Here is a 21,875-nt window from a genome sequence, read left to right as displayed (position 1 = left end):
TGTGCCGACCGCTCCATGCCGAGCCGGGGGCCGGCCTTCCCGAAGGAAGGCCGGCCCCCGGCCGGGCGGTCCGCGCAAAGGGTTCCGGGGGCCGCCGTCAGGGGACGACGATGACCGGCCGCTGGGCACTGCGCGCCAGCCGGTCGGAGATCGGGCGGAAGAGCCGGATGCCGGCCCCGCGCCTGCGGCCGACGATGATGGCGTTCGCCCGGTACTTGCGGCCGGCCTTCTCCAGCTCCTGCGCGACGGCGCCCCTGCGGTGGATGAGCGTCCACGGCAGCCCCGACAGATGGTCCTCGCAGGCGAGCTGCCCCAGCAGCGTGTGCGTGCCGCCGGCGTGCGGCCCGCAGCCGCCGCCCGCGTTCTCGTAGCCGAGCAGCGACGCGACGGGGTTCTCCTTCGCGACGTGGACGATGAGGAGCGCCGCGCCGGTGCGCCGCGCCATTCCGGCCGCGTACGACAGCGCCCGCCTGCTGGGGGCGGAGCCGCTGTACCCGACGAGCACCCCGTACTTGTCGACGCTCGTACGACTGGCGCCCGTCGCGGGAGCCGGTTCCCCGGCGGTGGACGACCGCGCCAGGGGATCGTCGCCGACAGGTTCGGGAACGCCATGGCCTGCCATGAGAAACCTTTCGGGGGTGAACGGGAGACGGCCTCGGGAACCGGAGGCGGTCACACGAGGACGACCGGGCATCCACCGCTACCGACCGGCGCCGCCCGCGAAGTGTGACAACCCCGGCACCGCGGGACGGGGCGGCGCGCCCGGCGACGCCCCGTTCCCCGGGGTGTGTCACACGCGCGCAGGACGTCCGGTCTCAGTGGAGGAAGCAGAGCCTTGTCCCCGGGAAATGTGAGGAAGCGTGCCGTGAGCGAGGAAGCGGTTCCCGGACGGCGCGGCGCGGCGTGCGCCGCGGGGACGGGAGCGACGTGAGCGCGCCGCAGACCGCCGCCACGGCATGGCGGCGGCGGATGGTCGCCCGTGTCGCCGACGAGAAGCACCGCACCGCCACCGCGCTGGAGCTCTTCTTCGACCTCTGCTTCGTGGTGGCCGTCGCGCAGACGTCCGCCGCGTTCGAGGAGGAACTGGCCGCAGGACACGTCGGGCGCGGTGTCCTCGGCTACGCGCTGGTGTTCTTCGCGATCTGGTGGGCGTGGATGAACTTCACCTGGTTCGCCTCCGCCTACGACACCGACGACATCCCGTACCGCCTGCTCACCGTCGTGCAGATCAGCGGCGCCCTCGTCATGTCCGCGGGCACGGCGGCCGCCCTGCAGGACGGCGACTACACCGTCATCACCTGGGGCTACGTCGTCATGCGGCTCGCCATGGTCAGCCAGTGGCTGCGGGCCGCCGGCGCCGACCCCGAGCGGCGCCGGTGCTGTCTGCGGTACGCCGCGGGGATCCTGGTGGTGCAGACCGGCTGGCTGGCGCACCTCGTGGTGCCGGGCGACCTCCGCCTCCCGGCGCACGCCGTCCTCGCCCTGGCCGAACTCGCCGTCCCCGTGTGGGCCGAGCGGGTGGCCCACACCACCTGGCACCCGCGCCACATCGCCGAGCGCTTCGGCCTGTTCACCCTCATCGTGCTGGGCGAGTCCATCACGGCCGCCGCCGGGGCGGTGCGTACCGCCCTCGACACCGACGCCACGTTCGGCGACATCGCCACGCTCGTGCTGGGCGGCACCCTCACCGTCTGCGCCCTGTGGTGGCTGTACTTCGCCCAGAACGCCTCCCGCCGCCTCAACAGCTTCACCACGGCCACGTTGTGGGGCTACGGCCACTACGCGGTGTTCGCCTGCGCCGCGGCGGTGGGTGCCGGACTCGCCGTCAACGTCGCCCGGGCGACCGGGCACGGCCATCTGAGCGCCCACGGCGCGGCGGCCGCCTACACGGTGCCCGTCGCCGGGTTCGTCCTGTCCGTGTGGCTCCTGCACCGCCGGACCGCCGGGCACCCCACCGCGCCCGACGTGGTGCACGTGCTCGCCGCGGCAGCGATCCTCGCCGCCACGTTCGCCCCGGCCCCGGTCCTCGTGACGGGCGTCGCGGCCGCGCTCCTGGTCGCCGCGACCTGCGTCCCGGCCGGGCGCCGTAGCCTGCGGGCAGCAACGTCCTGAACGGGCGCCGCCGACGGAACCCGTCCGGCGGCGACCGCGTCCAACCGCCATGACCACCAGGCACTTCGCACGCACCGCCGCCCTCGCGGCCGCTGCCGCCGCCATTGCCGCCGCCCTCGCGGGCTGCGCCGACCGGGACGCCCCCCGCGTGGCGCTCCCCACCGCCCCGGCCCCGTCCGTCCGGTTCCCGACCTCCGTCCCCTACGAGCTGTACACCCACTGCGGGATCGACGAGGCCCGGATCGGCTCGACGTACTTCGAGGCGGAGACCCCGCTCTCCGGCGGCGCCTTCAACCCTCCGCCGGACTGGGACAACCCCACGCAGCGGGGCACGATGACGCTGTTGTCACCGACGTCGGCGGTCTTCACCGACTCCGCGGGCCACGAGGTGCGCTTCCGCGCACGGGTGGGGGCGGACGACTTCAAGCGCGTGTGCCAGTAGCGGCCGTCACCGCACGGCCCAGGTCGCGAAGATGTGGAGCGCCGCCTCGATCCGGGCCCTCTCCCCTTCGCCGGGCTCTCCCGCGAACCGCACGAACACCACGGAGGAACCGGGGTCGCCCGCGACGAGCAGCGTCAGCGGCACACGGCCCGACAGCGGGTACGCGTACCAGCCGTCGTGCCGTTCGACGTCCGTCGCCGGGAGGGCCGCGTCGATCGCCTGCCAGTCCCGGTCGTCGAACCCGTACCCCGTGAAGTGCGCCACCGACTCGCACAGGGGCCGCAGGTTGGTCTCGAAGACCCAGCTCCCGGTGAGGACCCGGTCGTCGTCCCCTGTGGTCAACTCTCGTCCCCCCGCGCCCAGGTCCTGAGGGGGCCATTATGGACCGCGCACAGCAGGAGGAGTTCCGGCCGGAGCGGTAGCCGTCGCGGTAGCCGCGGCGGTATTCGGAGTTCCAGCTCTGGGGGCGGTAGGAGTCCCACTGGTTCCGGCAGCGCGGGCGTGAGCGGGCGTCGTACCGTCCGTCGTCCCGGCCGTCGCGGTAACCGCGCCAGTACCGGTCGCCCGCCAGCGGGACGAGGGTGCCCGCGGTCTGCGCCTGGACCGTGCCCGCTGTGCCATGGCCGGCGGTCGCGGCCCGCATGACCCTCACCGAGGACCAGCCGCTCGCTGCCGTGAGGACCGGGCATCACCCATTCGGCTACCGAGGGCGCCCGGGTCGGCACGCTGGGCGATTCTTGCGTTGGGTTCGCTGCTGCCCATGACAGCGCAGCTCCCCGGAAACGGGGTCGGCCGCGGTCGCGAACCCCTCCCTGGAGGTGACGTGTTGTCCCGAATAGCCGAGCCTCAGGCGTCTACACGGCGACGCCAAGGCCGTATGCGGGCGTGGACGGTGGCCGCGAGCGTGGCCCTGGCGTCCTGCGCAGTGACGGGTGCGGCGTATGCGGACGGTGGCCACGCTGACGTCGCGAAACCCGGCGCTCAGAACAGTTCTGCCGACCCGTGCTTCTTCATCGCGGGGCTTCCCGGGTACTGCTCCGGCCACCACGGCCGCCCTGGTCGCCCCGGTCCGCCTGGACCTCCCGGCCCGCAGGGCCCCGCCGGGCCGCAGGGCCCCGCCGGGCCTCAAGGGCCGAAGGGCGATCCCGGCCAGCAAGGGCCGGTGGGTCCCGCCGGGCCGCAAGGCCCGAAGGGCGACACCGGACCGGCGGGGCCGCCGGGATCGGAACCGGTCTTCGGTCAGTTCCTCCCGACCCAGATCGTGCACGGCGCGACGCTTACTTGTGCGAGCACCACCACTACCGCAGCCAGTTCGTTGTGCAACGGGCCAATGATCAACGGTCTGAACGTCGGATTCCGGTCTGAGACTTGGCAGGCCATCTGCGCGGCCGTCACCGGTGGGGCCGTCACTGACGCCAGCGGGGATGACCCCGTCCCGACGCCCTGGGTCATCTGGACTGGCACGACATGGGCGCTCAGCTCGGACAGCGCCCTGACTCTGACCGAAGTCGCGTGCGCTCGCAGCTAGCGGCTCTGAGAGTGCCGATGCACCATCTGCCCCGCTCAGCACGCTCGTAGAGGAGGCCGGCCTCTTCGCTGGCCTCCTCGCCGGCCTCCTCCCGGCCGCCGAGGTCGCGGCCGCCCGTCGGCTCCACGGCGCAGCACAGCCGCCCGGGGCCCCTGCAGGAGCCGGGCCGATGCGGGGACGAAATCACCCGGTCGGCTACTGAATGTGCACGACGCAACAGGCAGGGCGATTCTTGCTGTGGGCTCGCCGCTGTCTCCGACAGCTCTCCTCTCCTGGTGATCCGGCCTCTGCCGCGCGTTGCGGGCCCCCTTGCTGGAGGTGGCGTGTTGTCTCGAATAGCCATGCCCCATGGAGCCCGAGGGCGACGCCGAGGTGGTCAGCGGATGTGGACGGTGGCCGCGAGCGTGGCCTTGGCGTCCAGTGCTCTGTCGGGTGCCGCGTACGCCGACGGTCGCGAGGCCGCCGCCGTGAAGCCCGACGCTCAAGCCGGGCTCGCCGGCCCGTGCTTCCTCTTCCCCTACTTCCCCGGGTACTGCCCCAGCCGCCCTGGCCACGGTCACCCGGGCCGCCCCGGGATACCCGGCCCACCAGGGCCTCCCGGCCCGCCTGGGCCTCCCGGATCGCAGGGACCCGCCGGACCCGCCGGACCTCAGGGGCCTCCGGGCGAGACCGGCCAGCAGGGACCTGCCGGGCCCGCCGGACCTGTCGGGCCGCCGGGCCCGCAGGGCCCGCCCGGTGTCGCCCCGGCCCACGGCCTGGTGGACTTCCAGAACGACGGTCAATTCGTGCCGCCCGCCAACGTCACCACGGTGTTCGTCCAGGCGTGGGGCGGCGGCGGGGGCGGTGGTGGAGGCGACGTTAACAACAGTGGATCCGGTGGCGGCGCCGGAGGCTTCGCTTGGTGCGTCCTTCCCGTCCAGCCGGGCACACCAGTCGCGGTGGACGTCGGCACGGGAGGCTCGGGCGCACCCCCGTCCTTCCCCGGCGATCTGGGCACACCCAGCACGGTGGACAACGGCCTCGGCGACGTCGTGACTGCCAACGGCGGCGTATTCGGGTCGCACCTCAACGGTGGCGCTGGCGGCACGGCCTTCTGTCCTGGCCAGGGCACAGTCCGACAAGGCGCCAACGGCGGAGACGGCTCGGGCGTCGCCCCGGGTGGGCCCGGTGCCCAGGGAGGCCGTCCGGCAGTGGACGGCATCATCCAGCCGGCGCCGCCGGGTGCAGGCATCGGCGGCTCAGGCGGCGCACGCGGCGTCGGCCCGGACGCCGGCGGCGAGAACGGCGGCCCCGGATACGTCGTCATCTGGTGGTAGCCGCTGCACTTCGGCCGACACGCGCCACGGCGCAGCACAGCGGCCCGGAACCCCACCAAGGGGAGCCGGGCCGCTGTGCTGCATCACCGCTTGACGCGCGCGCCCGCGGACCGCGAGGACACCGAGGGCCAGGAGCGTCGGCTCGCATAGCCGCGAGGCCATCTCGATTTCCGCGCCCTCGGCGCCGCCACCTACTCGGCCACGCTCAACTACTCCGTCGCCTTTGGCGCTCCCGATAGGGTCTGGCCCCTGCCACCTGCCGGAATCCGAGGAAGGGACGCCGTCTTGAGCCCAGCGAACGAGGACCGGGACAAAGCCGATCGCGGACGCACCACCTCGCGCGTGCGCGGCATGCTCATCGGGCTGGCCCTCGGCGAGACCACGGGGGCGGCACGCGGCACGCTGCCCGGCACGGGGCCGCTGCGCGCCGGCGTCTGCACCCAGTTGGCCTGCTTCACCGTCGAGGGCTCCATCCGCGCCCTGGTCCGCGGAAGCCACAAGGGCATCTGCCATCCCCCGTCCGTGCTCTGGCACGCGTACTGCCGCTGGGCGGCGATCCAGGGCATCGACCGCGACCGGCTGACCGAGCACTGGGGCACGTGGACGGGCGCGGGCTGGCCCTCCGGCTGGCTGGCCGGGATCCCCGTGCTGGCGGAGCGGCGCGGTGCGGCGCCGGCGACCGTCAAGGCGCTGTCCCGGCCGGAGCAGGGCACCGTGGACAAGCCCACGACGACCAGCCGCGGCTGGCACGCGCTCGGCCGCACCCTGCCCATCGCCGCCCTCGGCGAGCCGGCGGCGGTCAAGAGCTGGGACGCGCACGCCCGCGACGTCGCCGCGCTCACCCATGGGGACCCCGGCGCGCAGGCCGCCACGTCCCATGCGACGGTCCTGGCCCGGCACCTCCTGGCCGGGGAGGACATACGAGGCGCCCTCGAAGGCGGCCTGACGGCGCTGCGGGCCTCCGAGCGGGCCGCGGTCATCACCGATGACGAACACGCCCGTCTGCGGGCCGTGTTGGACGGGGTCGTCGCACACCCCGCCGACCCGGCCCGCCTCGCCCGGCTCGCCCCCGACGCCACCGCGCCCTCGGCGCTCCTGGGCGGCCTCTACGCCGCCGCGTCCTTCCCGGACCGCGCGGACCTCGTCGCGGCGCTGCGCTTCGCGGCCGCCGCACCGGACGGCGAGTCCGTCGCCACCGTGACCGGCGCCTTCCTCGGCGCGGCGCACGGCTTCGAGGCCTTCCCGGTGGACGTGGTGAGCCGCCACGAACTGGTGTGGGTCGTCGACACCCTGGCCCGCGACCTCGTCGCCGAGAACCTCGACGGCCCGAGCGGCAGCGAGTACGTACCGGGCTGGGACCCCCACTGGCGGGACCGCTACCCCGGCTGGTGACGGGGCCGCAGGCTTTCGTCCCAGGGCAGCGGCTCCGGCCGCCGGTACCACCACCAGTTCCGCCCGCCCGTGTCGCCGCCGGCCGCGATCTCCCGGGCGAGGAGGTGTTCCGGGTCCTCGACGGTGTGCGCCACGAACAGCCGGTCCAGCTCGGCCGGCGCGTTCCGGAGCGGTTCCGCGGCCTCCGACGGCAGCGCGGCTGCGGCGCCCGCGAGTTCGTCGCGGGCCTCAAGGCGCCAGCCGTAGAGGTCGGCCGGGCACCATCCCGCGGGCCGCCACCCGTCGGCCATCATCCGGACGAGCATCTCCCACGCCGCCAGGCGGTCGCCCGCCCGCCACTCCCACTCCCCCGCCGGCCGCTCCCGGAAGGCGTCGGCGATGGGAGTGGCCACCTCCAGGTCCCAGACGGCTTCCGGGATGCGCATGACCCGAACGTGCGGCAGTGGGGCCACCGGCGCCTCCACCGCGGCCACGATGAATTCGCCCGGCTCGTCGGTGTCGCCCGCCCTGGCCCGCGCCACGGCTCCGTTCGGGGTCGCGACCCAGCAGGCACTGGGCCGGACGCCCTCCGCCGAGAAGAACACGGCCGTGCCCAGCAGCGCCGCGAGCTCGGCGGCCAGGGTGTGCTCGGCGGGCCGGTCCGCAGCGGCGGCCATGACGTAGATGTCCAGCGCGAGCGCCACGTCACCGAACCGCTCCCCGGTGGTGCACGACACCAGCGCCTCCCAGTTGCGCTCGATCACGCCGTCGGCGGCGATGTCGACCTCGCTCGTCGGCACGCCGAAGACCCGCGCCAGGGCAGCGGCCACCGCTTCGTCGCAGGGCCGGTCGACGAGGTGGAGGATGTACATCGGCCCGTCCTGTCTCAGGGGGAGGAAGTCCGCCGGGCACGCACCGAAGTGCGTGCCCGGCGGGCGGCCGTCAGCCGCCGGGGGTGGGGTCCGGCGCCGGGACCGTGCGCTGGTGCGGCAGCGTTATCGCGTCGGGCTGCTCCTGACGCAGCACCACGTTCCGCGTCGGGAAGGAGATCTCGATGCCCTCCTCCTGGTAGCGGCGGTGAAGGCGCTTGATGAACTCGTGCTTGATCCGGTACTGCTCCCCGTACTCCGACGTCCGCAGGATCACCGAGAAGTCGATCCGCGACTCGCCGAAGGTGTGGAAGCGGACGACCGTCTCGTGCTCGGGGATGCCGCCCTCGACGTGGGCCATGACCTCGCCCGCGACCTCGATGGTCACCCGCTCCACGTGCTCGAGGTCGTTGCCGTAGCCCACGCCCGCCTGGACGATGAGCGACATCTGCTGCTCGGGCTGGTGGAAGTTGGTGGCGATCGCGCTCGCGAGCTTGGCGTTGGGGATGATCACCAGGTTGTCCGACAGCTGGCGCACCACGGTGTTGCGCCAGTTGATGTCGACGACGTAGCCCTCCTCGCCGCTGCTGAGACGTATGTAGTCCCCGGGCTGCACGGTCTTGGACGCGAGGATGTGGACGCCCGCGAAGAGGTTGGCGAGGGTGTCCTGCAGGGCCAGGGCGACGGCGAGACCGCCGACGCCGAGGGCGGTGATCAGGGGCGTGACGGAGATGCCCAGGGTCTGCAGCAGGACCAGGAAGCCCATCCCCAGCACGACGACACGGGTGATGTTGACGAAGATCGTCGCGGAGGCCGCGACCCCGGACCGGGCCAGCGCCAGCGACCGGACCGTCTCGGCGACCATGCGGCCCGCGGCGACCGTGGCCGCCAGGATCAGCACCGCCACGAGCACCTGGTTGACGGTCCGGTCGACGACGCGGGTCAGTGGCAGCGCCGCGGCGGCCACCCAGGCGCCCGACGCCAGCGCGGCCCACGGCACGACGGTGCGCAGGGCGGCGACGACGATGTCGTCACCGCCCCACCTCGTCGACCTGGCCCGCTCGCCCAGCCACTTCAGGGCCAGCCGCAGGAGCAGCCCCGCCAGGGCACCGGCGGCGATCGCGGCACCGGCGACGATCAGGTCGTGCAGCGTGAGGGCGCGGTTCACCGGTCGCCTCCCCACGTGCGTACGGATTCACGCACGGGGCGCGGGGGGTGGTGTGTCGTCACTGGTCGCCTCATCGTTCGGGGACGTTCGGGGGATGCTCGAGAGAGTCGCGCCGAACAGGCATTGTCCAGGCGCGAGGTGACACATCCTGCCGCAGCGGCGACGCCGTCCGCATACGGCCCCCACCCCGGCGGCCCGATCCCGCCAAGGTCGCCGCGGCCGGACGCGCCGCAGGCGGGTGCGCCGGTATCCTTCCTGGTCACGATGCCCATCGCCCTCCGGCGGTCGCGGCGTTCCCGGTGAGGACTCCCCCTTGGCACCACGCTTCGACACCGCCCGCTTCCACGTGGCCACCGGCCCCGCGGCGCTCTTCGCACGGGTGCGGCACGTGCTGCGCGAGCCCGTACGGCTCACCGCGCGCGGTCCGCACGTGACCGAGCGCCTGGAGCGCCGCGGAGCACCCGTCGAGGCGCTCCTCGCCTTCGACCCCGCGACCTGGGAGCTGGTCTCCGCGGAGGTGCGGACCGACACCGGGAGGTGGGTCAAGGCGACGTGGCGTGTCCGGGCGGCCGGACAGGACTGGTGGGCGGTGATCGGGTTCGGCGACACCCTGGTCACCGTCATCGACGTGGCGCCGCACCGCCGGGGGCTCGGGGACGACATCGTGCGCGAGGGCCCGCTCCACGCGCGCGTGGCGGCCGTCAACGAGGCCCTCATGGCGGAGGGGTGAGCAGACCGGACGCGGTCCGGCCCCACCCCCACACGGACGTGGGGGCGGGGCCGGGCGCGCCCGCTACCGGGTCACCGTGCCCGCGGTGGCCGGGGCGTACCCGGCGGGGCGGGCGGTGAAGGTGCCGCGGCCCTGGGTACGGCTGCGCAGGCGGGTCGCGTAGCCGAACAGTTCGGCCAGCGGCACCGTCGCCGTGACGACCGCCGTGCCGGAGCGCGTCGTCGAGCCCGTGACGCGGCCACGGCGGGCGGCGAGGTCGCCGAGGACGGTGCCCACGGCGGCGTCGGGGACGGTGACCGTGAGCTCGACGACCGGTTCGAGCAGGGCCATGACGCCGCTGCGCAGCGCCTCCCGGAGCCCGAGGCGGCCCGCGGTGCGGAAGGCCGTCTCGGAGGAGTCGCGGGAGTGCGTGGCGCCGTCGGTCAGGGTGACCCGCACGCCCGTGACGGGGTGGCCGCCGAGGGGGCCCTCGGCGAGGGCGTCCCGGCAGCCGGCCTCGACCGCGAGGACGAACTCCTTCGGCACCCGCCCGCCGACGACCGTCGAGACGAACGCGAACGCGGCCTCCCCGTACGGCTCGACGTCCAGGACGACGTGCGCGAACTGCCCCGCACCGCCCTCCTGTTTGACGTGCCGGAAGACCAGCCCCGACACGCCGCGCACGAGCGTCTCCCGGTAGGCGACCTGCGGCCGTCCGACGCGGACGTCCAGCCCCCGCTCTCGGCGGATCTTCTCCACCGCTACCTCCAGGTGCAGTTCGCCCATGCCGGACAGGACGGTCTGCCCCGTCTCGGGGTCGGTCCGCACGGCCAGCGAGGGGTCCTCCTCGGCCAGCCGGGCCAGGGCCACGGCCAGGCGGTCGGTGTCGGTGTTGCGGGCGGCCTCGACCGCGACGAAGACGACGGGCTCGGCCACGGACGGCGGTTCGAGGACCAGGGGTGCCCCCGGGGCGCACAGGGTCGCGCCCGCGGCGGCGGACTTGACCCCGACCACCGCGACGATGTCCCCGGCGACCGCGGCGTCGACGTCGACGTGCCGGTCGGCCTGCACCCGCAGGATCCGGCCGATCCGCTCGGTGCGTCCGGCGCGCGTGTCCAGCACGGCGTCCCCCTTCCTGATCGTCCCCTCGTACACCCGCAGGTAGGTCAGCCGCCCGGTGGCGGTGACGTTCACCTTGAACACCAGCGCCGCGAACGGCGCCGCAGGGTCGACCGCCTGGCGCACCGCCGGGACGTCCAGCGGCGACGGCAGGTAGTCGACGACGGCCTCCAGGAGCGGTTCGATCCCGCGGTTGCGGTACGCCGAGCCGCACAGCACCACGACGCCGTCGCCCGACAGCGTCAGGTCGCGCAGCGCGGAGCGCAGCGTCGCCTCCGACAGCACCGACCGTTCGCAGAACTCCTCGAACGCGGCCGCGTGCAGCTCCGCCACCGTCTCCTCCAGCACACGGCGGCGCCGCAGCGCCTCCTCGCGCAAGTCCTCCGGCACCGGGCCCTCGGCGTACGTGCCGTGGCCGTCGGCCCACACCAGGGCGCGCATGCGCAGCAGGTCCACGACGCCCGTGAAGCCGTCCTCACGCCCGATCGGCAGCTGGACGACGAGCGGCACGGTGTGCAGCCGCTCGCGCAGCGAACCGACGGCGGCATCGAGGTCGGCGCCGGCGCGGTCCAGCTTGTTGACGAACGCGATCCGCGGCACGCCGTGCCGGTCGGCCCGCCGCCACACCGACTCGCTCTGCGGCTCCACGCCCGCGACGGCGTCGAAGACGGCGACCGCACCGTCCAGGACGCGCAGGGAGCGCTCCACCTCGTCGGAGAAGTCGACGTGGCCCGGGGTGTCGATCAGGTTGAGCCGGTGGCCGTCCCAGTCGCAGCTCACGGCGGCGGCGAAGATGGTGATGCCGCGGTCGCGCTCCTGCGGGTCGAAGTCGGTGACGGTCGTGCCGTCGTGGACCTCGCCGCGCTTGTGGGTGGCGCCGGTGAGGTAGAGGATCCGTTCGGTGACGGTGGTCTTGCCCGCGTCGACGTGGGCGAGGATGCCCAGGTTGCGGACGGCGGTCAGCGGATTGACGGTGCGCATGGCCCGGTGGCCTTTCGGGTGATCCGAACAGTGGGCGGCGCGATTCCCGCGATGCCCCCGTGTGCGGCAGGGCGTACCCGGCCGTCGGCCCCGGCTGCGCCGGTGCAGGGGTCAGATGGTCGTCGCGGACTTCCGGTGCCGGCCGCGCAGCGGGCACCGGGCCTGCGAAGACACCAGGATCACCTCGTGGCGTGACGGGGGCACGACGGCTGCGGTGCGGCAACGCACGGCCGGGCTCCCTTCGTTCGTCACGGAGCGCGCCATGTCGGGCGGCGCGCGATCAACGCGAGTGTAGTGAGCGGGACGCGACGGGGGCACCGGGTTTTTCCGGGGAGGCCTGAACCGTCCCCGCTGCCGCCGCATCGTCGCGCCCCCGACGGTTACCGGTGCCACGACATCGGCGCGTGCGGACCGTGAGCAGCGGTACGAGAGGGCGTGCGCGACCCGTGCACTCGGTCGAGGACCGGTACCGCCCGGCGACGGGTGCGGATCGAGCGGGCTTCACGCGCCCTGCGGAGTTGTGCCGCCACGGGCCGCGCTCTACCTGACGGAAGGCCATCAGGGCCCGCTGCGCGGGCCCCTCGGATGCAGGCTCCGCCACCGCGCCACCGCCGTTGCGGCGGGCCCAGGACGGTCAGGCCCCCACCGCCACCGGCACCCGCACGCGTGCTCCGTCGGCGTCCCGGCCCGGCGGAACCCTTCCCCCGGCTTCACCGCCACGGACGCGGGGAGCAGCGTGCCGGTACGACCACTCCGCACGGACACGGTCCGCAGCCTGGAAGGCGTTTGCCGACCGGGAGCCACGCGGCCCCGCGCCGCCGCCGTGACGGGCCAGGACGACCCGGGGAGGCCCACCTGCCAGTTGGGCCGCTTCATGCCGGGAGGCCGGCCCTCGAAAGCCCCCCGGCGCTCAGCCGCCGGCCGAACCGCAGGCGCCCGGCCAGGCGTAGCCGGGCAGCAGGTGCCGCCAGCGGGCCGGAGCGGAGGGGCCGGCGAGGCGGCAGAGCACGGTGGTGCGGTGGCGGACGTCCGGGTCCCAGAGCGGACACGGTCCGTAGCCTGGAAGGCGTTTGCCGACCGGGAGCCACGCGGCCCCGCGCCGCCGCCGTGACGGGCCAGGACGAACCGGGGAGGCCCACCTGCCAGTTGGGCCGCTTCATGCCGGGAGGCCGGCCCTCGGGAGCCCCCCGGCGCTCAGCCGCCGGCCGAACCGCAGGCGCCCGGCCAGGCGTAGCCGGGCAGCAGGTGCCGCCAGCGGGCCGGGGCGGAGGGGCCGGCGAGGCGGCAGAGCACGGTGGTGCGGTGGCGGACGTCCGGGTCCCAGAGGCGGATCGTGCCGTCGTTGCCGGCGCTGGCCACGGTCGCGCCGTCGGGGCTGAAGGCGACGCTCCACGCGGCGCGGGTGTGCCCGGTGAGGGTGGCGGTCAGGCTCCGTGCCGCCGGGTCCCACAGCCGTACGGTGCGGTCGTTGCCGCTGCTGGCGAGGGTGCGGCCGTCGGGTGAGAAGGCGACGCCCCGGACGGACCCGGTGTGGCTGGTGAGGACCCCTGCGGCGCGGGCCCGCGGGACGTCCCACAGGCGGACGGTGCCGTCGTTGCCGCTGCTGGCGAGGGTCCGGCCGTCCGGGGCGAAGACGACGCCGCGCACGGAGCCGGTGTGACCGGTCAGGACGGAGCCGCGGCGCCCCGTCGCGGGGTGCCACAGGCGGAGCGTCAGGTCGTCGCTGCCGCTGGCCAGCAGTCGGCCGTCGCGGCTGAAGGCGAGGCAGTTCACGAAGTCGGTGTGCCCGGTGAGGGTGGCCGTGCGGCGCCCGCTCGCGGTGTCCCACAGGCGCACCGTGCGGTCGGCGCCGCCGGTGGCGAGGGTGTGCCCGTCGGGGCTGAAGGCGAGCGCGAAGACGGCGCCGTCGTGGCCGCGCAGCACGGCGCGGCTCCGCCGGGTCCGGGTGTCCCACAGCCGTACGGTGCGGTCGGCGCCCGCGGAGGCGAGCAGCCGGCCGTCGGGGCTGAAGCCGACGTCGTACACGGGGCCGCTGTGCCCGGTGAGGGTGTACGCGGGGGCGTGGCGCGCCATGTCCCAGACCCGTACGGTGCCGTCGCCGCCGGCCGAGGCCAGGGTGCGCCCGTCGGGGGCGTAGGCGGCCTTCCACACCTCGGTGACGGGTGAGGCGCCCAGCGTGCTGCGGCTGAGGTCCCACAGGACGACGGTGCGGTCGAAGCCCGCGGTGGCGAGGAGGTCGCCGTGGGCGGCCACGGCGACGGAGAGCACGTAGTCGGTGTGGCCGGTGAGGGTCTCGACGGGCAGGTGGGTGTGGACGTCCCAGCGGATGACGGTGCCGTCGCCGCCCGCGGAGACGACCGTGTGGCCGCCGGGCCCGAAGGCGAGCCCGTTCACGTCGTCGTCGTGCCCGGCGAGGGTGGTGGTGCGGCGCGGCGCGGTGACGTCCCGCAGGCGCACGGTGCGGTCCGCGCCGCCGCTGGCGAGGGTGCGACCGTCCGGGCTGAAGGCGAGGGCGAGCACGTCGCCGTTGTGGTCGCGCAGCACGGCCGTGCTCCGGCGGGTCCGGGTGTCCCACAGGCGCACCGTGCGGTCGGCGCCCGCGGAGGCGAGCGTCCGGCCGCCGGGGCGGTAGGCCAGCGCGAGGACCTCGTCGGTGTGCCCGGTGAGGACGGCCTTCCGGCGTCCGGTCGAGGCGTCCCACAGTCGTACGGTGCCGTCGGCCCCGCCCGAGGCCAGCGTGCGGCCGTCGGGTGCGAATGCCACGGCACGCACCGGCCCTTGATGTTCCGTCAGCACGGCGATCGTCCGGCGCTCCGGCACGGACCACAGCCGCAGGGTGCCGTCGGAACTCGCCGAAGCCAGCGTGCGGCCGTCCGGGGAGAAGGCGACCGACCGGACGGGGCCGCGGTGGCCGGTGAGGACGCCCGCCGCGGTCCGCCCGGCGACGTCCCACAGCCGTACCGTCCGGTCGGAGCCCGCCGACGCCAGCAGCCGGCCGTCCGGGGAGAACACCACCGCGTTCACGGCGGCCGTGTGGCCGGTCAGCCGCCCGGCGAAGGCGTTGGCCTGGGTGCTGAGCAGGGCGCTGCGGGCCTCGGTGGTGGGGGCGGTGCGGTAGGCGGCCTCGGCCAGCAGCATCGCGGCCTCCGGCCGCCCGGCGGCCAGTTCGGCGGAGCGGGCGGCCATCGCCTGGGAGAGCGCCGTGGCGCGCTGCCGGTCGGCGCCGAGCCGCTGCTCGACGGCGACACCGCCCGCCAGTACCGCCAGCACCAGCAGGACGGCGAGCACGACGAGCCCGGTCCGCTGCTGCCGGGCCCGGCGCCGTACGAGGGTGCGCCGCAGGTCCTCCTCGTGGGCGGCCGCGGCGAGGAAGTCCGTCTCCACGGGGGCGAGTTCGCCGTCGCGGCGGCCGGGGCCCGCGGCCCACTCGCGGGCGGCGGCCAGTCGTGTGCCGCGGTGGAGCAGGGCGGGGTCGCGGCCTTCGCGTTCCCATTCGCGCGCGGCCGCGGCGAGTTGCTGGTGCAGCAGGAGATCCGCGCGGGCGGCGTGGATCCAGGTGCGCAGGCGCGGCCAGGCCCGCAGCAGCGCCTCGTGGACGATCTCGACGTGGTCGGTGCCGACGGTCAGCAGGCGTGCGGCGACGAAGGAGTCGAGCGCGGTACGGGCGGCGGTGGCGTCCGGCAGCCCGTCCAGCAGATCGGCGGTGTCGCGGGGGCGCCGCGACTGCTCGTTGTCCTCGCCGACCCGGACCAGCCGCAGCAGCAGTCTGCGGGCGGCCAGTTGCTCGGCCGGGGACAGGGCGGTGAACAGCGCCTCGGCGGCGGTGGCGACGGAGCCGTGGATGCCGCCCGCCGCGAGGTAGCCCTCGACGGTCATGGTGCGGCCCGCGCGCTGCCGCCAGGTGGCCATCAGGGCGTGCGCGAGCAGCGGCAGCGCCCCGGGGTCGCCGCCGGGCCGGACGGCACCCGCCGGGTGCCCCGGGGACTCCGGGGACTCCGCGGCGCCCAGGTCCCGCAACAGGACCTCCACCAGGCCCGGTTCGAGCTCGGTGCCCTCCTCGCGCGCCGGGCGCACGATGCATTCGCGCAGCTCGTCCGGGCTCATCGCGCCCAGCGCGAACAGCCCGTCGCTGATGACGGGGACGAGCGCGGGGTACTCCAGGCAGCGTCCGGTGACGTCGGCCCGGATCCCGAGGACGACGAGGGCGTCACCGGACGCGGCGAGCCCGGTGAGGGCGGCGATGAAGGAGCGCCGCTCGGCCTCGTCGTCGCAGAGCGTGAACGTCTCCTCGAACTGGTCCACCACGACGACGCATCCTCCGCGCGGCGCGGCGACGAGGGCGGCGGCGCGTGCGGAGGCCGGCGCCTGTTCGCCCGTGTCCTGCGGCGTTCCGCCCGCGGCGGGCCCCAGGGCCTGCTCCATCGCGTGCCCGAGGCAGTCCAGGGGCCGCGCGGTGGGGGTGCAGAAGGCGACCGGCCACCGGCCGTACGGGCCGTCGGCCAGGGCGGGGAGCAGCCCGGCCCGCAGCAGCGAGGACTTCCCGGCCCCGGAGGGGGCGACCACGGCCAGCGGGCCCTGGCCGGCCCGTCGCCCGAGGCGTTCCACCAGGTCCGCGACGGCGCGTTCACGGCCGAAGAAGCGCCCCGCGTCCTCGGCGCCGTAGGCGGACAGCCCGGGATAGGGGCACGGTGATACCTCGTCACCTACCCCTGAAAGGCGGGCACTTCGCGCCCCGGACTCGGGCGGCAGCAGGGCGAGCAGTGTCCCGCCAGCCTCCAGTGCCTCGTCGCAGCGCCGGGCGACGTCGGCGTTGACCGGCTTGCCACCCGTCTCGATCTTGCTCAGGTACCCCTTGCTGTAGTGGGTGCGCCGGGCCAGCGCCGACAGCGACAGGCCCCGCTCCAGGCGCAGTTCGCGCAGTGCCCGGCCGAAGGGCTCGATCGGCCTGTGTGGTGTCCGGTCCATCCCGTCCCCGCCGCGTACGGCGCGGAGGGCGCCGTCCCCTGTCCCCGGCCGCCCCGCCGGCGTGCCCGTCGGAAGGTGAGGAGTGCGCGGGGCGGGGCGTGGTTCCCAGGGTCGCGGGCGAAGGGGTGCGCACGGTCGAGAAATGGCCACGGGCCGGCGGGCCCCACCGCCCCCGTGAGCGGTGGGACCACGCCGGCCGTGGCGGACCGGGGTCGCTCAGATGGCGCCGCCCGGGGCGCCGCAGCTCGGCACGCCGGACAGCCAGGCGTCGCCGCGCATGTAGATGTTGGTGATCCAGCCCTGGTACTGCGGGAGGTACGACCAGACGTCGTTGGTGTAGCCCTCGGCCGTCACCTGCTCCGCGTGCTTCTGGCAGGACACGGCCACGTCGGTCGGACCCGCCAGCCGGGCCACCACGGCGGACCCGGCGGAGGGGTAGCTGTGGATCGCCACGCCGGTGCCCCAGGTGCCGTACGGGCTCGCCCCGGCCGGCGTGGAGGTGCCCTTGCCGTCGCAGGCGGGGACCCCGGCCAGCCAGGCGTCGCCGCGCATGTAGATGTTGGTGACCCAGCCGCCGTACTGCGGCAGGTAGGACCAGGCGTCGTTGGTGTACCCCTCGGACGTCACGGTCTGCGCGTGCGTCTGGCAGCTCACGGCGACGCTCGTCGGGCCGGCCAGCCGGGCCACCGTGGTGCCGTTGGTCGTGGACGGTTCCGAGCGGACCGCCACTCCGGTGCCCCAGGTGCTGAAGGCGCCGCCCTGCGAGACGTCGCCGCCGCCCCCGGAACCGGTCTGCGGGTCGTAGGCGGAGCCGGTGCAGGCGGGCACCTCCGGCAGCCAGGCCGGCCCCCTCAGGTAGATGTTGCTGATCCAGCCGCCGCGGTTGGAAAGGTACGTCCAGGCGTCGTTGGTGTAGCCCTCGGCGGTGACGGTCTCCCCGTGCTGCTGGCACGTGGCGTACACCAGGTCCGGCCCGGACAGCCGGGTCACCAGCGCCGCCGTCGTGTTGGGGTGCTGCCGTACGGCCACGTCGGTGCCCCAGGTCACCTGAAGGGTGCCGTCGTAGCCGGGCGGCTCGGTGAAGGGGCCGCCCTGCGGCATGCGCGCCACCCCGACCAGGCGGTTGTTGTCGATGCGCGCGTTGATGTCGATCACCCGGACGGGGTGCTGCGACTGGTACGCCTCCACGACGTAGCCGCCGCCGAGGTAGAGCATCACGTGGCTGATGCTGTCGACCGTGCCGCCGACCCCGGTGAAGACGATGTCCCCCGGCTCCAGGTCGGAGACGGCCGGCTTGCCGCCCCCGCTGCCGTGCACCGCCTGGTAGGTGCGCCCGGCGCTCCGGTACATCGCCTCGGCGGTGCCGCCGCCGAGGATGTCCCACCCGACGGCCTTGTACCAGGCCCAGCGGACGAACCCCGAGCAGTCGAAGCCGCGCGTGTACGGGTCGTTCCAGGTCTCTTCCAGGTCGTGGATGTCAATGGTGCCGTAACTGATGCCGGGCGCGGGACCGTGCCCGCCGCCCCACGTGTACAGCGTGCGGTTGCGCCACTCCTGGCAGGCCGCGTCCACCGCCCGGTGCGCCTCGTCGGAGGCGATGCCCTGCAGGCTGCACCAGTTCTGCTCCCCGGTCCCGGCCGCGTGCGCGGCGGCGGCCGGGACGAGCGCGAGGAGCAGGGCGGTCACCACGGCGGCGACCAGCCCGCCTCCCCAGCGTCGTGCTCTCATGCGGTCTTCCCCCAAAGACGGGGCGGCGCCCGGCGCCGCCCTCGGTCGCGTGTCGGCCCTCACGGTGACCCCGGACGGACCGCCGGCACCAGGGGTTTCCCGTTTCCTCTTCGCCTCAAGGCCGGAAAACCCCTGGTGGGCGGGGTCGGCCGCGTGACCGTATGCGGTCGCGTTCAGCCGGGTTGGAAGAACGCGAGCATCTTCTTGCCGGCGTCCGGCGACATCAGCAGTTCCTGGATGTCCGCGGACATCCGGGCGGCAGCGCTGGTGCGTTCGAACATCTCGCGCTCGTATTCCTCGACGGCGGCGGGGAAGTCGTCCGGGTGCGCGGCCAGCGCGAGACCGAGCAGGGCGCCGTCGAGCAGCGCCATGTTGGCGCCCTCCCCCACCGGCGGCATCAGGTGCGCGGCATCGCCGACCAGCGTGACGTCCGGCGTCGACGGCCAGGTCAGGCCGACCGGGAGAGTGGTGATCGACCGCGGGACGACCGTGTCGTCGCAGGCCGCGATCAACGCGGTGAACCGCGGGTCCCAGCCGGGGAGCAGGTCGATCAGCCGCGCCCGGGCGGCGGCCGGGTCGTCGAACGGGATGCCGCTGGTGGCGAACCAGTCCTCGGGGGTGTTGTAGAAACTGAGGCCGATGCGAACGCGGCCGTCGCCGTTGCGCTGTGCCGCCAGGGACAGTCCGTTGCCGAGCACCCAGTAGTTGCCGCGCCCGACCATCGCCGCGAGGTCGGGGTGCGTGCGGTCGATGTCGGGGATGCCGACCTCGACGACGTTCTGGCCCATGTGCACCGGGCGGGCGTCGGTGAGCAGCGGGCGGACCCGGGACTGCGCGCCGTCCGCGCCGACCAGCAGGTCGTACGCCGCGCTGCTGCCGTCGGCGAAGTGCAGCAGGCCGTTGCCGGCGGATTGGAACGCGTGCCCCCAGCGCACCACGTCGTCGGGGAGGGAATCCAGCAGCAGGTCGCGCAGATCGGCGCGGTCGACCTCGGGTCGCGCGAGCGGGGCGTCGTCGGGCGTGTCCTCCTGGAGCAGCAGGGTGCCGTCCGGCTCGAGAAGACGCATGTCCTGGCCTTCACCACGGGCGATCGCGTGGAACCGGTCGATCAGACCGGCCTCGCGCAGCGCCCGCTGGCCGGAGTGGATGTCGAGCATGCCGCCCTGACCGCGCGCACCGCGGGACGACTCACGTTCGTACACGACGGAATCCATGCCGTTCACGTGCAGCACACGGGCGAGAGCCAGGCCGCCGAGGCCGGCTCCGACGATGGCGATGGTCATGGCCGCTTCTCCTTCGATACGCCGTACGGATCGATACACTGTATCGGTCCGAGGCGATGTATGGTGAGCGGCATGTTGGTGTGGGAGAGGCCGGAGCCACCGAATCGACCTGTGCCGGCCCCGTTGAGCCGGGAGCGGATCGTGCGGGCGGCGATCCAACTGGCCGATGCGGAGGGCCTGGACGGGGTGTCGCTGCGCAAGGTCGCCACCGCGCTGGACGTCCGTCCGATGCGGCTGTACGGCTACATCGCGAGCAAGGAGGAGTTGCTCGACCTCATGGTCGACGCCGTCCACGCCGAGATCCGGCCGGTCGGGGACGGCTGGCGGGAGGTGCTCCGGTCCCTTGCCGAAGCCACCCGGCACGCCGCCCACGAGCACGAATGGCTCGCCGATCTGCTGGGCGGCCGACCCCAGCTCGGGCCGAACGCGCTGGCCAGTGGGGAGACCGTGGTGGCCGCACTGGGCGGGGTCGACGTGGACGCCGTCATGCCGGTGGTCGCCGCGGTCAACGCGTACGCGATCGGCGCGGTGCGCCGTGAGGTCGCCGAGCGGCGCGCCGAGCGGGCCACCGGGATGGACGAGACGCGCTGGCAGGCCTCACTCGGGCCCTACCTGGAGCGGACGTTCGCCACCGGCCGATTCCCCGCGCTGGCCACGGTGGTGCGCGACGCCGCCCACCTGGACGCCGACCACACCTTCCGGATCGGCCTCGACTTCCTGCTCGACGGCATCGAGGCCCGCATCTCGAGGTGACGCACGGCCGGAGCGGGTCCGCGCAGGGCGTGGGTTCGTGCGCGGGTCGTGTGCACGAAGTCCTCACGGAATGGGGTGGATTGCCCGCGCCGGGGAGCCGCCGCCCGCGTCACGGCGGGCACTTGTCTTGATCTCGCCGTACGGGTGCCGCTCCCGGGCGGCCGGGCCGCCGCCGCGCGGCCGCCCGCGCGACCTGTGGTTGCATTCCCGGGTGGACGAGGCGAGGGCAGGTGCGGCGATCCGGGTCCGGCGGCGGGAGGAGGGCGACCTCGACGCGTGCGTGCGGGTGCTCGCCGCGGTCCACGACCGGGACGACTACCCGGTCGACTGGCCCGCCGCACCGGCCGCGTGGCTCTCCGGGGCGGCGCCGCTCGCCGCGTGGGTCGCCGAGTCGGACGGTGTCGTCGTGGGCCACGTCGGCCTCGGGGCGGGCAGCGGGAGCGACGCCGCGCCGGGACTGTGGAGCGCCCGCGAGGGCGCGGCCGCCGGAGCGACCGCGGTCGTGGGCCGGCTGTTCGTCGCGCCGGGGGCCCGGGGCCATGGCATCGGGGCGCTGCTGATGGCCGCGGCCGTCGAGGAGGCGCGGCTGCGCGGCCTGCACCCCGTGCTCGACGTCGTCGCGTCGGACACGGCCGCGGCCGCCCTGTACGAGCGGCTGGGATGGACGCTGCTGGCCACCGTCGAGCAGCGGTGGGGCCCGGACCGGCGGGTGGCCGTCCGCGCCTACGCCGCGCCGCGACCGGGCGGCTGACCGGCGCCTGCGGCGCGTCCGCCGCGGTTCAGCGGCGGACGCGGACGCCGTCGAGGGCGACGGAGAGGATGCGGTCGCGCTGGGCGTCGTCCGCGAAGTGCGTCGCGGAGATGCCGGAGACCATGCGGAGCAGGTCGTCGAAGGAGATGTCGGCGCGTGCCTCGCCGGCCTGCTGGGCGCGGTCGAAGAGCGGGCCGCCGGCCTGGAACATGGAGTCGCGGCAGGCCAGGAAGACGTCGGACTCGTTGTTGAGGGCCTCGCGGATGGCGCGCTTGGTGACGGTGTAGTCGACGAAGCGGCCCAGCCAGGAGGTGAGCGCCTCCCACGGCTCGCGGTCGGCGACCTCCTGGGCGACCCGGCACAGGTCGTTGACCTCGTCCGCGTAGACGGACTCGAAGAGGTGCCGCCGGGTGGGGAAGTTCCGGTAGAGGGTGGCGATGCCCACGCCCGCGCGACGGGCGATGTCCTCCAGCGAGGCCTCGGCGCCGTTCTCGGCGAAGGCCTCGCGGGCGGCCGCGAGCAGGGCGTCGTAGTTGCGCGCCGCGTCCCTGCGGTGCGGGCGCTGGGACGCGACGATCGCGCTGACGGGGAACGTGTCGGCCGTCACTGCTGCCTCCTGACCGGAACGTTTGAAGTGGAGGGTGGCCTCCGCTACAGTGGAGGCATACCTCCACTTTACCAGTCGGGGTGTCGTTCCCGTCGCCGCGTGCCCGGCACGCGGCGGTCAGGCGTACGCACCCCGGTGTGACCCCTTCCACGGGCCCTGCGCCGACGCATCGC

The 21,875-nt window shown here is 74.7% G+C and carries 16 protein-coding genes and 2 pseudogenes; 7 read left to right on the top strand and 11 right to left on the bottom strand.

What is annotated here, in order from left to right:
• Positions 1-97: 97 nt before the first annotated feature.
• Positions 98-622, bottom strand: a complete 525-nt coding sequence (locus tag AC1VWI_RS35485; RefSeq protein WP_499515109.1) for a universal stress protein — start codon at positions 620-622, stop codon at positions 98-100.
• A 305-nt stretch (positions 623-927) separates the two neighbouring features.
• Between AC1VWI_RS35485 and AC1VWI_RS35480 the strand changes: the two genes are divergently transcribed.
• On the top strand, positions 928-2,112 hold the full coding sequence (locus tag AC1VWI_RS35480; RefSeq protein WP_499515108.1) for a low temperature requirement protein A: 1,185 nt from the start codon (positions 928-930) through the stop codon (positions 2,110-2,112).
• A 49-nt stretch (positions 2,113-2,161) separates the two neighbouring features.
• On the top strand, positions 2,162-2,554 hold the full coding sequence (locus AC1VWI_RS35475; RefSeq protein ID WP_499515107.1) for a hypothetical protein: 393 nt from the start codon (positions 2,162-2,164) through the stop codon (positions 2,552-2,554).
• A 6-nt stretch (positions 2,555-2,560) separates the two neighbouring features.
• On the opposite strand, the gene AC1VWI_RS35470 is transcribed toward AC1VWI_RS35475, so the two are convergent.
• Positions 2,561-2,896 (bottom strand): hypothetical protein, encoded by a 336-nt coding sequence (locus AC1VWI_RS35470; protein WP_499515106.1) that lies wholly within the window; start codon positions 2,894-2,896, stop codon positions 2,561-2,563.
• Positions 2,897-4,840: 1,944 nt separating this feature from the next.
• On the opposite strand from AC1VWI_RS35470, the gene AC1VWI_RS35465 reads away from it, so the two are divergent.
• Together AC1VWI_RS35465 and AC1VWI_RS35460 are read left to right on the top strand one after the other, a co-directional pair.
• Positions 4,841-5,398 (top strand): glycine-rich domain-containing protein, encoded by a 558-nt coding sequence (locus AC1VWI_RS35465; RefSeq protein WP_499515105.1) that lies wholly within the window; start codon positions 4,841-4,843, stop codon positions 5,396-5,398.
• Positions 5,399-5,683: 285 nt separating this feature from the next.
• Complete coding sequence (locus tag AC1VWI_RS35460; RefSeq protein WP_499515104.1) at positions 5,684-6,790, top strand: ADP-ribosylglycohydrolase family protein; 1,107 nt, start codon at positions 5,684-5,686, stop codon at positions 6,788-6,790.
• Here AC1VWI_RS35460 and AC1VWI_RS35455 read toward each other — a convergent pair.
• Positions 6,775-7,641, bottom strand: a complete 867-nt coding sequence (locus AC1VWI_RS35455) for a hypothetical protein (RefSeq protein WP_499515103.1) — start codon at positions 7,639-7,641, stop codon at positions 6,775-6,777. The genes AC1VWI_RS35460 and AC1VWI_RS35455 overlap by 16 nt on opposite strands.
• A 70-nt stretch (positions 7,642-7,711) precedes the next feature.
• Entirely contained in the window at positions 7,712-8,806 is a 1,095-nt protein-coding gene (locus tag AC1VWI_RS35450; RefSeq protein ID WP_499515102.1) for a mechanosensitive ion channel family protein, read from the bottom strand.
• A 313-nt stretch (positions 8,807-9,119) separates the two neighbouring features.
• Here AC1VWI_RS35450 and AC1VWI_RS35445 point away from each other — a divergent pair, with 313 nt between their 5' ends.
• The gene (locus AC1VWI_RS35445; protein WP_499515101.1) at positions 9,120-9,536 is read left to right on the top strand and encodes a hypothetical protein; all 417 of its coding nucleotides are present in this window, start codon (positions 9,120-9,122) and stop codon (positions 9,534-9,536) included.
• Positions 9,537-9,599: 63 nt separating this feature from the next.
• On the opposite strand, the gene fusA is transcribed toward AC1VWI_RS35445, so the two are convergent.
• The 6 genes and pseudogenes from fusA to AC1VWI_RS35415 all read right to left on the bottom strand — a co-directional run bounded on the left by fusA (position 9,600) and on the right by AC1VWI_RS35415 (position 19,591).
• Positions 9,600-11,615: an elongation factor G gene (gene fusA, locus AC1VWI_RS35440; RefSeq protein WP_499515100.1), complete on the bottom strand. Its 2,016-nt coding sequence runs from the start codon at positions 11,613-11,615 to the stop codon at positions 9,600-9,602.
• A gap of 1,194 nt (positions 11,616-12,809) precedes the next feature.
• Complete coding sequence (locus AC1VWI_RS35435) at positions 12,810-14,753, bottom strand: WD40 repeat domain-containing protein (RefSeq protein WP_499516991.1); 1,944 nt, start codon at positions 14,751-14,753, stop codon at positions 12,810-12,812.
• A gap of 342 nt (positions 14,754-15,095) precedes the next feature.
• Positions 15,096-16,286: pseudogene (locus AC1VWI_RS35430) on the bottom strand (nSTAND1 domain-containing NTPase); the annotation flags it as partial.
• An 87-nt stretch (positions 16,287-16,373) separates the two neighbouring features.
• A pseudogene (locus AC1VWI_RS35425) lies at positions 16,374-16,580 on the bottom strand (helix-turn-helix domain-containing protein); the annotation flags it as partial.
• A 216-nt stretch (positions 16,581-16,796) separates the two neighbouring features.
• Positions 16,797-18,308, bottom strand: coding sequence for an NlpC/P60 family protein (locus AC1VWI_RS35420; RefSeq protein WP_499515099.1), 1,512 nt, complete (start codon positions 18,306-18,308; stop codon positions 16,797-16,799).
• A 173-nt stretch (positions 18,309-18,481) separates the two neighbouring features.
• A complete protein-coding gene (locus AC1VWI_RS35415) occupies positions 18,482-19,591 on the bottom strand; it encodes an FAD-dependent oxidoreductase (protein WP_499515098.1) in 1,110 nt (369 codons plus the stop codon).
• A gap of 72 nt (positions 19,592-19,663) precedes the next feature.
• Here AC1VWI_RS35415 and AC1VWI_RS35410 point away from each other — a divergent pair, with 72 nt between their 5' ends.
• Positions 19,664-20,344, top strand: a complete 681-nt coding sequence (locus AC1VWI_RS35410; protein ID WP_499515097.1) for a TetR/AcrR family transcriptional regulator — start codon at positions 19,664-19,666, stop codon at positions 20,342-20,344.
• 211 nt (positions 20,345-20,555) lie between these two features.
• Entirely contained in the window at positions 20,556-21,095 is a 540-nt protein-coding gene (locus tag AC1VWI_RS35405; protein WP_499515096.1) for a GNAT family N-acetyltransferase, read from the top strand.
• Positions 21,096-21,123: 28 nt separating this feature from the next.
• On the opposite strand, the gene AC1VWI_RS35400 is transcribed toward AC1VWI_RS35405, so the two are convergent.
• Complete coding sequence (locus AC1VWI_RS35400) at positions 21,124-21,702, bottom strand: TetR/AcrR family transcriptional regulator (protein WP_499515095.1); 579 nt, start codon at positions 21,700-21,702, stop codon at positions 21,124-21,126.
• Between the last annotated feature and the right edge of the window lie 173 nt (positions 21,703-21,875).

It is taken from the genome of Streptomyces sp. TOM-9 (genome assembly GCF_056858595.1).
Note: the sequence above shows the minus strand (reverse complement) of the source record. Positions and strands in the feature narration are given on the sequence as shown.

What these genes read in the sequence shown, in the direction of transcription:
- AC1VWI_RS35475 (WP_499515107.1), top strand. Translation starts at nt 2,162, where the DNA reads ATGACCACCAGGCACTTCGCACGCACCGCCGCCCTCGCGGCCGCTGCC.
- AC1VWI_RS35420 (WP_499515099.1), bottom strand. Translation starts at nt 18,308, where the DNA reads ATGAGAGCACGACGCTGGGGAGGCGGGCTGGTCGCCGCCGTGGTGACC.
- fusA (WP_499515100.1), bottom strand. Translation starts at nt 11,615, where the DNA reads ATGCGCACCGTCAATCCGCTGACCGCCGTCCGCAACCTGGGCATCCTC.
- AC1VWI_RS35435 (WP_499516991.1), bottom strand. Translation starts at nt 14,753, where the DNA reads ATGCTGCTGGCCGAGGCCGCCTACCGCACCGCCCCCACCACCGAGGCC.
- AC1VWI_RS35485 (WP_499515109.1), bottom strand. Translation starts at nt 622, where the DNA reads ATGGCAGGCCATGGCGTTCCCGAACCTGTCGGCGACGATCCCCTGGCG.
- AC1VWI_RS35455 (WP_499515103.1), bottom strand. Translation starts at nt 7,641, where the DNA reads ATGTACATCCTCCACCTCGTCGACCGGCCCTGCGACGAAGCGGTGGCC.
- AC1VWI_RS35410 (WP_499515097.1), top strand. Translation starts at nt 19,664, where the DNA reads ATGTTGGTGTGGGAGAGGCCGGAGCCACCGAATCGACCTGTGCCGGCC.
- AC1VWI_RS35415 (WP_499515098.1), bottom strand. Translation starts at nt 19,591, where the DNA reads ATGACCATCGCCATCGTCGGAGCCGGCCTCGGCGGCCTGGCTCTCGCC.